The organism is Flavobacterium sp. KY-23415, assembly GCF_055384985.1.
This window is the reverse complement of record NZ_AP044001.1, coordinates 799,763-814,379: the sequence shown is the minus strand read 5'-3', so window position 1 is coordinate 814,379 and position 14,617 is coordinate 799,763. Positions and strand designations below refer to the sequence as shown.

At 31.3% G+C, this 14,617-nt stretch carries 7 protein-coding genes; 5 read left to right on the top strand and 2 right to left on the bottom strand.

The window, feature by feature from the left end; genetic code table 11:
• Window positions 1-119: 119 nt before the first annotated feature.
• The 3 genes from ACZ49Z_RS03940 (at window position 120) to ACZ49Z_RS03930 (ending at window position 3,458) form a co-directional block, all read left to right on the top strand.
• Entirely contained in the window at window positions 120-689 is a 570-nt protein-coding gene (locus ACZ49Z_RS03940) for a hypothetical protein (RefSeq protein ID WP_464306896.1), read from the top strand.
• A 251-nt stretch (window positions 690-940) separates the two neighbouring features.
• Window positions 941-2,005 (top strand): bifunctional methionine sulfoxide reductase B/A protein, encoded by a 1,065-nt coding sequence (locus ACZ49Z_RS03935; RefSeq protein WP_464306895.1) that lies wholly within the window; start codon window positions 941-943, stop codon window positions 2,003-2,005.
• A gap of 202 nt (window positions 2,006-2,207) precedes the next feature.
• Window positions 2,208-3,458, top strand: a complete 1,251-nt coding sequence (locus ACZ49Z_RS03930; RefSeq protein WP_464306894.1) for an ABC transporter permease — start codon at window positions 2,208-2,210, stop codon at window positions 3,456-3,458.
• 67 nt (window positions 3,459-3,525) lie between these two features.
• Here the strand turns inward: ACZ49Z_RS03930 and ACZ49Z_RS03925 are convergent, their stop codons facing one another.
• A complete protein-coding gene (locus ACZ49Z_RS03925) occupies window positions 3,526-7,695 on the bottom strand; it encodes a choice-of-anchor L domain-containing protein (RefSeq protein ID WP_464306893.1) in 4,170 nt (1,389 codons plus the stop codon).
• A 253-nt stretch (window positions 7,696-7,948) separates the two neighbouring features.
• Here ACZ49Z_RS03925 and ACZ49Z_RS03920 point away from each other — a divergent pair, with 253 nt between their 5' ends.
• Both ACZ49Z_RS03920 and ACZ49Z_RS03915 read left to right on the top strand, forming a co-directional pair.
• Window positions 7,949-8,824, top strand: coding sequence for an ABC transporter ATP-binding protein (locus ACZ49Z_RS03920; protein WP_464306892.1), 876 nt, complete (start codon window positions 7,949-7,951; stop codon window positions 8,822-8,824).
• 2 nt (window positions 8,825-8,826) lie between these two features.
• Window positions 8,827-12,474, top strand: a complete 3,648-nt coding sequence (locus tag ACZ49Z_RS03915; protein ID WP_464306891.1) for an ABC transporter permease/M1 family aminopeptidase — start codon at window positions 8,827-8,829, stop codon at window positions 12,472-12,474.
• Between the two features lie 99 nt (window positions 12,475-12,573).
• Here ACZ49Z_RS03915 and lepA read toward each other — a convergent pair whose 3' ends face one another.
• Entirely contained in the window at window positions 12,574-14,370 is a 1,797-nt protein-coding gene (lepA, locus tag ACZ49Z_RS03910; RefSeq protein ID WP_464306890.1) for a translation elongation factor 4, read from the bottom strand.
• Window positions 14,371-14,617 lie beyond the last annotated feature (247 nt).

The following is a 14,617-nucleotide window of genomic DNA, read 5'->3' as shown; positions in this document are numbered from 1 at the left end:
AATTTAACTAGTGTATAAGTTGGGTTTGATTGAGAAATGTATATTTACTAAAGATTTGAGTTTTTTTGTTTTAAGTATTGTTGTCTTTTCTCTATTTTAGCTCATCTAAAATTAGAAAAATGAAAAAAGTACTTCTTTTAATCAGTGTTGTATTATGTTTTGTTTCTTGTCAGGAAGCAGTGACCTATCAAACAGTAAAGGTGAAAAATTATTCATTAGATGTTCCGAATCATTTATCGGAGGTTAATAATTTGAATGATGATGCCTCATTGCAGTATCAAAATGCTTTTAAAGAATTATATGTTATTGTTATTGATGAAACTAAAAGAGAAGTTCGATATGCTTTGGCTATAGAAGGGACGGGCGATATTTATTCAGATGATTTTGGAGGATATACAAGACTAATGATTGATAATTTAAAACAGTCAATTCCTATGAAAAATATAAAAATACAAGACACAATCATTCATTCTTTAGATGCTAAAATAATTGGATTTAATAGTAAAGTTGAAGAATATGATGTTTTTTATAAATTAGCTTTCATAAACGGGATTGAGAATTATTATCAAATTATGTCTTGGACATTATTAGATAAAAAACAAGAACATGAGAAAATAATGGATAAGATGATTTATTCATTTAAAGTGAAGAATAAGAAAAAATATGCAAAACCAATAATGAAAAAATAAAATAGGGGTATCTTTAACTATTATAAAGCGCAGTATTTGACTGTGCTTTTTTTATGATGTTTTCTAAAAAGACGTAATTGTAAGCTAGACAACACAATAAAGGAATTGTTTGTAGTAGCTTTGCTTGGTGAATATGAGAGTATTTTGAATTTTATGAACCTTTTATTATCTTTATTAATTACAAATAAACTTGATCAAGAGGTAGTAAATAAAATTGTAGCGTTAAAATATTAATTTTTAAAACACACACAATGAGAACTATAAAAAATGTGGTTGTTGGCTTAGCTGTTGCGTTTAGCATCATATGTTGCGCACAAAAATCGGAAAAGAAAATAGAGAAAGATAATCATAATAGTTTGACGGAAAAGAGTACAGAAATAGATACTAGTTGGACCCAGAAGATAGTCAAAACTGATGCAGAATGGAAATCTATTCTAACAGAGGAACAATATTATATTACAAGACAACAAGGAACAGAACGACCTTTTACACATGAATTTAATGAGGTGAAAGAAAAAGGGGTTTTTCTCTGTGTTTCTTGCAATAATCCTCTTTTTGGGAAAACAGAAAAATTTAACTCAGGAACAGGTTGGCCTAGTTTTTATGCTCCTTATTTTAGTAGAAGTGTGAATGTTAGCTTAGATAATTCTGAAGGTATGAGTAGAAATGAAGTGACTTGTGCACGTTGTGAAGCACATTTAGGACATGTTTTTAACGATGGGCCGCAACCAACAGGTTTAAGATACTGTATCGATGGTATAGCTTTAAAATTTCATGCCGATCAAAAATTAGAGAAAGTGGTTTTTGCACAAGGCTGTTTTTGGTGTACAGAACATATCTTTGAAGCTATTAAAGGAGTTAAAAGTGTGGTTTCAGGTTATGCAGGAGGAGATCAGAAAAATCCAACTTATGAAGAAGTAGGGAGTGGTAGTACCTCTCATGCAGAATCAATAGAGGTAACATATGACCCTGCAATAATATCTTATGATGAATTATTAAAAGTGTATTTTAATTCTGGCGATATTACGCAAGTAAATGGTCAAGGGAATGATGTCGGTAAGCAATATCGCTCAATTATTTTCTATAACAATCAAAAACAGAAAAATGCAGCTGAAAGTTATATTCAAAAATTAAATCAGTCAGGGAAATATACTAAAAAGATTTCTGTTGAAGTTGTAGCGAATAAAAAATTCTATCCTGCGGAAGCTTATCATCAAGATTATGTAAAAAACAATCCAAATCAGGGTTATGTGAAAGCTGTTTCTATCCCGAGATATAAAAAGGCAATTGCAAACTTCCCTGAGTTATTGAAATAAAAACAACAAACCACTCTATTATAGAGAGAGTTGTTTTTATTTGTAATAATTGTATTAAGTGTTTTCTAAAAAAAAAGTAATAGGATATTCAATTTTTCAGATAATTTTTTTCTTGAAGAAGTGAAAGTGTGTTTAGAAATTTTTTCTTTTTTTGTAACAATCTCTTTCATTGTTCTACTAATAAGATAATCAGTCATGTATTATGTTATTATATTTTAGATTACTTAAGGAAAGTTTGAGTTTTGCATTAAATGCATTGCGAAATAATAAACTACGTACTTTATTGTCTTTATTAGGTGTTACAGTCGGGATTTTTTCAATTATTGCTGTGCTTGCAGCAGTAGATTCAATGGATAAAAAAATAAAAGAAGATTTAAGTGATATGGATTTGAATACCGTTTACTTAATTCGTTTTTCATTTGGTCCATCTGATGTTCCACGTTGGAAAAGAGAACAATTTCCAGATGTAACCTATGAAGAGTATGAGTATTTAAAGCGCTCATTAAAAGGTGTGGATAAAATTTCTTTTAATCTTTTTACAAGGAATGAAACCATAAAGTATGAAGACAAAACCGTGAATTCTATTCGAGTAAAACCTTCAACAAATGAGTTTATTGATATTGAACCTATAAAAGTACAAAACGGAAGGTTTTTTAATGAGTCAGAATCTAATTCGGGTTCACCAGTTATAGTTATTGGTAGCGAAGTAGCTACTGGACTTTTTGGAGATACAGATCCTATTGGGAAAAAAATTAGACTATATGGACAGAAGTTTTCTGTAATTGGTGTTTTAAAGAAGCAAGGAGAATCTACCTTTGGAGATAGTAATGATGTAGCAGTTTTTTTTCCTGTTAACTATTTAAGAAGAATGTATGGAGACAATAATAAAACGCTTACTCCAGTAATACTAATAAAACCAGAAAAAGGTATAGATATAGAAGAGTTTAAAGCTGAATTAATACAAAAAATGAGGGTTATTAGGAGTATAAAACCTGGAGATATAAATAACTTCTTTATTAATGTACTTTCCGGATTTACAGACTTTATAGATAATATAATTGGGCAAATGAATTTGGTCGGTTGGGGAATAAGTTTGTTTTCGCTTTTAGTGGGTGGTTTTGGAATTGCTAATATTATGTTTGTTTCTGTTAAAGAGAGAACTAGTTTAATTGGGATTCAGAAAGCACTTGGGGCAAAAAATAAGTTTATTCTTTTTCAGTTTCTATTTGAAGCAGTTATTCTTTCTGTTATTGGCGGTTTGGTTGGAATGTTTCTTGTTTGGGTGTGTACAATCGGATTGAGTGCTATTCTAGATTTCGAGTTTGTCTTAAGCACACAAAATATGTTGTTAGGAACAGGTTTGGCGGCATTAATAGGTTTGATATCGGGAATTGTTCCAGCAATTTCTGCATCAAAATTAGATCCAGTAGAAGCGATTAGGACTGGTATGTAATTATAATTAAGTTAAAAGTATAAAAGAAAAACGCTTAGTCAATTAATTTTGCTAAGCGTTTTTTAAATTATCGTTTCATCGTGAAATGGGCTTTAAATTCTCTTTTAGCATTATTGTAGGTATAATTTGCTATAAACCAATAATCAGAAGAAGGTAATGAATATCCGTTTAAAGTTCCATCCCATCCGTCACCACTTGGGCTAATTTGTTTTATTAATTTTCCGTAGCGGTCAAATATTGAAATGATTGCCGTTTCATCATTTTTTAAGTCAAAAATATTCCATTTGTCATTATAGCCATCACCGTTTGGTGTGAAAAATTTAGGGTATTTAATTATTGTAAATGAAATTACCGTATCGCCACAATTTCCATTAATATCGTTCACATGAATGGTATGATCCCCTGAACTTACGTCATAAAATTGATTACTAGATTGGTAATTTCCTTCGTCTAATTGGTATTCATATATTCCAAAACCACTATTAACAATCACAGTAGCAATAGCAATTTCTTTAAAAGAATCTGTTAATACAACCTCTGCAAGAGCTATACTAGATTGTGTAACAGTAGCAGTCGTTGGGGCATAGGAACAATCAGGTGCGTTTTCAGGTGTTAATCGAACAGGAACTATGTCATATGTACCTGTTTGATCTGCTACATATTGATATCCATTCCCCATTAGTATTCCATTCAAATACCATTCAATGTCGTAATTCACGGGGTTTAGATTTCCGTTTGGTCTAACTTGTAAAGTAGTTGTGTTTTCTACAACTCCAGTCTCGGGATGCACGCAAATTATTCCATCTTCGACTTCAAAAGTAGAAAGAGGATATACTGTGAATTGAAATTGTGTTTCATCTATACAATTAGGATTGTCTGTTGCATTTGCATATACCCATACTGTGAATGTTTGACTTGTACTTCCAGGTAAAACAGAATATGTGTAATTACTAGGGTTTATAATATCAGATGTGTTTCCACCTGCTTGACTATAGTAGTTTAGAGTATAGGTAGTAGGTGTCAAAGTGGGTAATGTAAATGACCCGCAATGATTTGTCCCATCAAGTGATGCAAAATTTATAGGGTAACTATTTAAATCGGGTGTATTCGAAATAGTCACGGTGAAACTCTTCTCTTCTGTGCATGGAAAACGATCTCCATTACTAGCAAATACATAAACAGTTTGTGAGTTTGTAAGCGTATAGTTGCTCGGATTAATTAGATCTGAAGCATTTCCACCTGGTTGAGAGTAATATCCTATGTTGTAATTATCAGGAAAAGGGGCAGAATGTGTCAATGCATCTAAAGTAAAGACATCACAACCAATTTGATTGGGATAATCAGGTAGTCCAATAAAATTGTAATAAGCAGTAAAAGGAATGTTTACAAAACAGCCCGTATTAGGGTCAATATTATAAATGTAAAACGTTTTTGTTTCTTCAAATACCATAGATGTTGTTACTAATGTACCTGTTCCGTTTGCTTCTGTATAATAATCTCCATTTATAGGGTCAGGTAGTGAATAAGGAGTGCAGAAATATAAATCACCAACAGTGTCAACTAATGGTAAAGGATTTATGGTTATGTTAAATGAAGATTGGTTGTCGCAGCCAGAACTATTAGCAGGTGTGTAAATATAATAGATACCCGGAGTATTACTTCCGTTTAAATCTATAATATCTCCTGCATTTAGCATTGTACCACCACCATTTGGAGCTGTAAAATAATTACCATTCGTCAATGATGGTAATATGAATTGTTCACACTCCGTGAAATCCGAAAGTATATCGACAGGCGGAACAGGAAGAATATTAACAAAGAAAGACATATTATCTGTGCAATTTGGAGCTGTGCTCGTGTTTGCATAAATGTAGATTGTTTGCGAAGTTGTTATGACCGTTTGAGCAGGAATTAATGTGCCTGTTCCTGTTGGTCCTGTATAATAATTTCCTGCATCAAGATTAGGTAATGTATAGCTACCACATGACGTTTGGTTTCCAACATTATTTATTATGAAAATTGTGAATGAACTTCGATTGATACAACCGTTAGCATCAGGTCCATTCATAATAGTAATTACTTGTGTAGTAGTGATCGCATCACCCACATTCAATGCGTTGCCAGATGCGTCAAAGTAGCTCCCATTTGATAATGGTTGCAAGTTATAGCTCACACAAGTAGTAACATCATTTAACGAATCGACAGGAGGTAAGGGATGAATAATAAGTGGAAAAGCCTCTTCTTTGCAAAATGTTCCATTAACATCAGCATAATAATAGATTGTTTGGTCAGTTGTTATAACTGTGCCAGTAGGAATAACTACATTTGAGTTATTTAATGGTCCACCAGCTTGCTCATAGAAAGCTCCAGCGGGAGGATTAGGAACAACAAATTGACCACAATGGTTTAAAGGAATAGTATAATCATCAATTAATGTAATTTGAAAAGAAGACTCATTAGTACAGCCATTAGCGTCTGGGCCATTAAAAATAAAATAGGTACCTCCAACATCGATAACATCACCAGCGTTATAGGCAACTCCTGAACCGTTTGGAGCAGAAAAATAATTTCCATTTGTAATAATTGGCAGAGTATAATCTTGGCATTCAATTACATTTGGAAGTGTGTCAACTAGCGGTAACGGATGTGTAATGATTTCAAAACTGGCGATTTCAAAACAAAGAGTATTAGTTAAAGACTCAACTCTAACCCAAATGGTTTGTGTTCCAACTCCAGTTGTAACTTCATAATTATTTGGATTTGCAAAATTGCCACCAGCCCCTGCTTGTGCTTCTGTTTGTGTGGCATAAAAAAGAAGATTGTAGTTTGAAGAGAGTTGGGGGTTGTTTGCTAATGTATTAGTTGTCAAGTTGACGAAAATGCCTGAAGATGAATCGCAATTTTCAATGGGATCTATCGTGTTAATAGCAATTGGTGCATCAATTAATAAGTCAAAAGAATAAATAGCATCGCAAAAATTACCAGAATTGGTATTTAGTAGGGCAAAATAGATGGTCTCATTTCCTGGACTTGAGTAATTATTCCATTGCGCCTGTGGGACGCTATTGATGTGTGCAGTAGCATCAGCTAGAGATGTGTAATATTCTACATCATAAATAACATCATCAATACCAAGCGAAATTTCATTATTTCTGGTTAAATCATAATTATAATTGGTGCTACCGTTGTTGCAAGCAACCAAATTTATTGGGCTGTTTACTGCTAAATCTGTAAATAGTATTTGATCTGTAATTACACAATTTGTGCCTATTTTGGTTGCGGTAACTTCATAGAGACCACTTTGAGTAACGGTTAAAGTATTGCTAGTTTCTGCCAATGGACCTCCATTAATTGTCCAAGTATGTGTGTAATCGGTATTACTTAATCCGGTTGTTATTGTTGTACTATCTCCAGAACAAATAGTGTTATCTGGACCTAGATCTAGAGTAGTGATAAAACTTCCTGATGCTAAAAAAACTGCGGAATCAAATCTATAATCTTGATAATCTCCTATAACGAGTCTTATCCTATAGGAATTGTTAGGGATAACTGCAGCGGAGGCATTCATTACAACAGTATGACCGTTCATGTTTAATGTTGAGGCACTTGGGTTGTTAACATTATAGGTGCTGAATAAATTAGGGTTTGATGATAGACAGTTGCCGTTGAAAGTTTGATTTCTAATATTTAGAACAGATACGGGGGTATTCGTGTTAGGTATTACTGCTAAATTGGTTGTTGTGTTTGTTGTTAAATCGGTCAGGAAAAATGCAAAAGTATCAAAGGAAGCACATTGCCATTGCCCGTATTCATTGGAGGCAAAAAGGAAGTCAAAACTAAAATTAGAAGATAAAGGAATGAAATCAAACTCTAAAAAAGCTACATCGGTTATGTTTCCAGATTGTCCTAGATTATTAATTATGTTTTGTAATCCAGGATCACCTTGTGTGTTTTGCTGACTATCTAAATTATTCCCTGTGTAACTTCCTTCTGAATGTTTGGCAATTCCACTTCGAATAATTATTCCCTCGTTAATAGGAAATGAAGATGCATTATTGTTAAAATATGCAACCGATTGGCTTGAAGAGATTTGGATGTTAGAAACATCTGTACAAGAATTCCCTAGTAACAAATTTACTAAATCTGCAGGAGAATTACTGGTGTCGTCAACAGTAATTGTTTGGGAATAAGCGATTAATGGCATAAGCCAAATTAGTAGGTGTAGTTTTTTCATCATGATGTCTTGGGGTTTGAAAATCAACTGATTGTTATAAAGTTAAGGATTTTTTTAAAACGGAATTCTTTTTTACAAAGAAAAAAAGTATAATAAATTAATTAATTGATAATTCTTTTTTTAATTTAAAACCAAGAATAAATAATTTATGACAAATTGTAACTTTTGATTAAAAATTGGTACATATAACGGAATAATATTGAGAATAGTAGTTTAGAAATAGCAATCGACATTAAAAGAACCTAAAAATAAAAGTATGAAACTAAAGATTAAAGATTTAAGTAAAACTTACGGGAACGGAGTTAAAGCACTTGATGGATTAAATTTAGAAATTGGAGTTGGAATGTTTGGTTTATTGGGGCCTAACGGAGCAGGAAAATCAAGTTTGATGAGGACTATAGCTACGCTACAACAACCTGATTCTGGTAGTGTTGAATTTGATGGTATAAATGTATTAGAAAATCAGATAGAATTGAGGAAAGTATTAGGCTATTTACCTCAAGAATTTGGGGTATATCCTAGTATGTCTGCTGAAGATTTGTTAGATTATTTTGCACGTTTAAAAGGAATTGCTTCAAAAAAAGAAAGAGAAACTATCGTGAAAGAAGTTTTAGAAGTAACAAATTTATATGAAGTAAGAAAAAAGTATGTTAATGGTTATTCGGGAGGGATGAAACAACGTTTTGGGATTGCTCAGTTGTTGTTAAACAATCCTAAATTAATCATTGTTGATGAGCCAACAGCAGGGCTTGACCCAGCAGAAAGAAATCGATTTTTAAATGTTTTAAGAGAAATAGGAACCAATAATACGGTAATTTTTTCTACACATATAGTTGAAGATGTGAAAGAATTATGTAATGAAATGGCAATCTTAAATGGAGGAAAAATTCTTAGTAAAGGAACTCCAAAAGAAGCAACTCAGAAATTAGAAGGTCAAATATGGACTAAAGTTATCGATAGGCAAGAGCTAGAAAATTATGAAAAAGAATTTATTGTAATTTCTTCAAGTTATAATGAGGATAATACACTAAATATAAGAGTTTTTAGTAATGAACAACCTAATGCAACTTTTCTAAAAGCATTTCCTATCCTTGAAGATGTTTATTTTGTGGCACTAAAAAATGATAATTAATTATGTTTAAAACAATTTTTGCTTTCGAGATTAAAAGATGGTTGAAAAGCCCTCTTTTATACATATATATAGCTATCTTTTTTACAATTTCTATATTAATAATGGGTTCTAATTTGGGGATTTTTGATGATTTTTCTGCTACGACATCATCAAAGGAATTGGCTAATTCCCCAATAGCAATTAATCAAATATTGAATAGTCTTTCAGTATTGATTTATTTTTTATTACCCTCAATTGTAGGTGCATCAGTATATAGAGATTTTAAATATAATATGCATTCTATATTGTTTTCGTATCCGTTTTCAAAATGGGAATATTTAACGAGTAAATTTTTAAGCTCATTTTTAATTGTTGTACTTATTACTGTTTTTGTTGGAATAGCAGCTTTTCTGGCTTCTTTCTTGCCAGGAGTAAACCCAAATTTATTAGGCGAACATAACTTTATAGCATATTTACAAACCTATTTAATATTTGTTATTCCAAATTTGTTTACATATGGGGTCATTGTTTTTGCAGTAGTAACTATTTTTAGAAATATTTCAATTGGATTTATAACTATATTAATATTGTTTTTTATACAAGAGGTAGTAAGTAATTTTACACAAAATGTAGATAATAAATTTTTAGTGGCCTTATTTGAACCTTTTGGAGTTGATGCATTGAAATATTATACTAAGTATTGGACTGTTTTTGAAAAAAATAATAATCTACTCCCTTTTGAAGGAGTTTTAGTATATAATCGTATTTTTTGGTTTTCTTTTTCCTTGTTGATTTTAGGCTTTATTTATCGATATTTTTCTTTTACTCAAAATGCATTAACTTTAAGAAAAAGTAAGGGTAGTGAAAGGGTGGTTAAAAATAACTTTGGAGGCATTACAAAAATTAATCTAACGAAAGTATCCTATGATTTTTCAATTTCACAAAAGATAAAAACGGCATGGAATTTATCCAATGTAGATTTTAAATTTATTGTAAAGAATTGGATTTTTATTAGTATTTTATTATTAGGAATGATTTTTATTTTATTAATGGCAGTGTCTTCTAGAGAGTTCTATGGTACAGAAACATATCCAACTACTTGGCAAATGTTAGCTGCCCCCAGCAATACGTTTGGACTGTTTATAAATATGCTCACATTTTTATTTACTGGATTATTAATTCATAGAGGTACAACTACAAGAATGAGCCATTTGGTTGATGTTACACCAACTCCAAATTGGGTCCTACTACTTTCAAAATTTATTGCAATTGTAAAAATGCAGATTGTGTTGTTAGGAGTTGTCTTAGTTTCGGGTGTTTTGTTCCAAGTTTACAAAGGCTATTATAATTTTGAAATTGGTCATTATTTACAAGAGCTTTACGGGCTAAAGTTAATTCACTATGTTATTTGGGCTTTGTTAGCTTTTTTAGTTCAATCGTTATTCAAAAATTATTTATTAGGGTTTTTTATATTACTTATTTTATCAATTGGATTAAATTTTTTATCTGTAATAGGGATAGAACAAGAAGTTTATCAATTTAATAGTGATACAGGTTTTCGTTATTCTGATATGAATGGTTACGGACATACTTTAGTGATTTATTTTATATATAAAATTTATTGGTTGTTATTAGGTATTACGTTTTTCTTTTTGGCTTTATTGTTTTATAAAAGAGGAATGGGAGTGTCTGCAAAAGTTAGAATAAAAGAAGGCGTGGCTAGGTTAAATAAGAAAATAGCAATTCCTTTGACTGTATCTTTTATTGGTTTTATAGCTTTAGGAAGTGCTATTTACTATCAAAACAATGTGGTTAATACCTTTAAGTCTGCGAACGAAGAAGAAAAAGAAAGAGTAGAATGGGAGAAGAAATATAAAAAATATGAAAACAAACCACAACCAAGAGTAACAGATGTAAAAATTGATTTAGATATTTTTCCCGAAGAAAGAAATTATAATGTTAAAGGAATCTACGTTCTGAAAAATAAAACCAATGTTACAATTGATACAATTTATATAAATCGAACTGAAGAAGCAAAGGTTGATTTTAATGTTCCTTATTCTGTAATTTCAATAGACAGTGTTTTTAATTTCGATATATATCGTCTAGAACAGCCTCTTTTAGCAGGTGATTCCTTGCAAATGACGTTTAAAATTAAGAATAAGCCGAATACACTTTTTGTAGATAATTCTCCAATATTATATAATGGAACTTTTATAAATAATAGTAGCTTTCCTTCAATTGGTTATTCTGAAAGTGCTGAAATTTCAGGTGATGATGTTAGAGCAAAATATGGATTGAAGCCAAAAGAAAGAATGGCAAGTCCTACAGACTCGATTGCTAGGAAAAACAATTATATTAGTTCAGATTCAGATTGGATTACATTTGAAACGACTATAAGTACTTCTGGAGAGCAAATTGCAATTGCCCCAGGATATTTGACAAGGGAATGGCAAAAAGAAGGAAGGAATTATTTTCATTATAAAATGGATAAAAAGATGCTGAACTTTTATGCGTTTCAGTCTGCTAAATATGAAATTAAAAAAGACAAATGGAATGATGTCAATATAGAAATATATTATCACAAAGGACACGATTATAATGTTGATAGAATGATAAAAGGGGTAAAGAAGGCATTAGACTATTATACTGTTAATTTTAGTCCTTATCAGCATAAACAAGTTCGAATCATTGAATTTCCAAGAACAGGAGGAGGCTTTGCTCAGTCGTTTGCTAATACAATTCCCTTTTCAGAAGATATTGGATTTATTGCTTCGGTAGATGACGAAGATGCAGAAGCAGTCGATTATCCTTTTTCTGTAACAGCGCATGAAGTTGCACATCAATGGTGGGCACATCAAGTTATAGGGGCTAATGTTCAAGGTGCAACATTGTTGTCGGAAAGTTTGTCGGAATATAGTTCTCTAAAAGTATTAGAAAAAGAATATGGAAAATCGCAAATGAGAAAATTTCTTAAAGAATCTTTAGATATTTATTTAAGAGGGAGAACATTTGAAGATAAAAAAGAAAAACCTTTAATGTATAACGAAAATCAACAGTACATTCATTATTATAAAGGGTCTATGGTTTTGTATGCTTTAAGTGATTATATAGGAGAGAAGAAAATGAATAGTGCATTGAAAAAATATGTAAATAAAGTTGCTTTTCAAGAACCACCCTATACTAATTCTGTTGAATTTGTTAATGAATTAAGAGTAGTAACTCCAGATTCCTTGAAATATTTAATTAACGACATGTTTGAAACAATTACCCTATATGAAAATCGTATGAAAAAAGCAACCTACAAGAAACTTGCAAATGGGAAATATCAAATAGATATGGAATTTGAAGTTGCCAAATATAAAGCAGATGATTTAGGAGAGCGTGTTTATAAAGATAGAGCAGGAAAGAAATTGAAATATAAAGGTAAGGAAGATAAATATGAAACAGAATCACATCCATTAGCTGATTATATTGAAGTGGGCGTTTTTACAGATACGGAAAGAAATGGTAAAAAAACACAAAAAGAGATATATTTAAAAAAGCATAAGATTACTAATATAAATAATAAAATTACTTTAATTGTTGAAGAGCTCCCTAAAGAAGTTGGGATAGATCCCCATAATAAATTAATTGATGTAAATTCTAATGATAATCGTATGGATTTATAATCACAAAGAGTATAATTTGTTAGGGATTTATTCTAAAAATGAAAAAACCCAATAACAAAAGTTGTTGGGTTTTTTTATATTCTTTCTTTTGGTTTTTAATTAATCATTCAATTTCAGAACAGCCATAAACGCTTCTTGAGGAATTTCTACATTTCCTACTTGACGCATACGTTTTTTACCTTTTTTCTGCTTTTCTAGAAGTTTTCTTTTACGAGAAATATCACCACCATAACATTTTGCAGTTACATCTTTTCTCAATGCTTTAATGGTTTCACGAGCAATAACTTTTGCTCCAATTGCAGCCTGAATTGGAATGTCAAATTGTTGTCTTGGGATTAGTTCTTTTAGTTTTTCGCACATTTTTTTTCCAATATAGTAGGCATTACTCTCGTGAATCAATGCAGAAAGGGCATCAACAGATTGCGCGTTTAATAATACGTCAAGCTTAACTAATTTTGAAGTACGCATTCCTATAGGAGAATAATCAAATGAGGCATATCCTTTTGAAACTGTTTTTAATCTATCATAAAAGTCAAATACAATTTCAGCTAATGGCATGTCAAAATTTAATTCCACTCGTTCGGTAGTTAAATAAGTTTGATTGGTAATAACGCCACGCTTTTCAATACATAAACTCATTACGTTACCAACGAAATCGGATTTTGTAATAATGGTTGCTTTGATATATGGTTCTTCTACTCGGTCTAGTTTAGAAGGTTCTGGTAAATCGGAAGGATTGTTTACAATGATTGCATTTTCAGGTTCTTTTTTTGTATAGGCTAAGTATGAAACGTTTGGTACTGTTGTGATAACAGTCATGTCAAATTCTCGTTCTAAACGCTCTTGAATAATTTCTAAGTGTAGCATGCCTAAAAAACCACATCTAAAGCCAAATCCCAATGCAGCTGAACTTTCAGCAGCAAAAACCAAAGAGGCATCATTTAATTGTAACTTTTCCATGGAAGCACGTAGATCTTCAAAATCTTCCGTGTCCACTGGATAAATTCCAGCAAATACCATTGGTTTAACGTTTTCGAAACCAGTAATCATGTTTGTTGTTGGTTCCTTGGCATCAGTAATAGTATCACCAACCTTAACTTCTTTTGCTTCTTTAATTCCAGAAATTAAATAACCAACATCACCAGCGGAAATTTTATTTTTTGGAACTTGATTTAATTTTAAAGTTCCTACTTCGTCAGCAAAATATTCATTACCTGTAGCCATGAATTTAATTTTTTGCCCTTTTTTAATTTCTCCATTAACAACACGGAAAATTACTTCAATACCTCTAAAAGGGTTGTAATGTGAATCAAAAATTAAAGCTTGTAAAGGTTCATCTGTATTTCCTTTAGGAGCGGGTACTTTTTCTATAATAGCTTCTAGAATTTTATCTACTCCAAAACCAGTTTTCCCAGAGGCGTGAATAATATCTTCTAATTTACAGCCTAGTAAATCAATAATGTCGTCACTAACTTCTTCAGGATTAGCACTTGGTAAGTCAACTTTGTTTAAAACAGGTATGATTTCTAAATCATTTTCTAATGCTAAATACAAATTTGAAATGGTTTGTGCTTGAATACTTTGCGCAGCATCAACAATTAGAAGAGCACCTTCGCAAGCAGCAATAGAACGAGAAACTTCATAAGAGAAATCTACGTGCCCTGGTGTATCAATTAAGTTTAATATATAATCTTCACCATTATGTTTGTAGTTCATCTGTATTGCATGACTCTTGATAGTAATACCACGTTCACGCTCAAGATCCATATTGTCTAATAACTGTGCTTTTTCTTCACGAGCAGTTACTGTTTGTGTAGCAGCAAGCAATCGATCGGCTAAAGTACTTTTACCATGATCAATGTGAGCTATAATACAAAAGTTTCTAATGTTCTTCATTCTAAATTTTCTTGTTAGGGTGTCACTTTCTCTTCGTTACGTTTTTGGTTGTTATTGTTTTATATAATTGCAATATTTATAAAAATTAACATTAAAAAACATGTTCAATAAGTAACCATATAATTTGCAAATATAATTTAAAGTTTTGGATTGAGGAATGAAGATTAACGAATGTTATTTGGAGAATTGTAAAATCTGAATAAAATAAAGTAATAGGTTGTAAAGTGTTTTTTTTAATTCAGATATA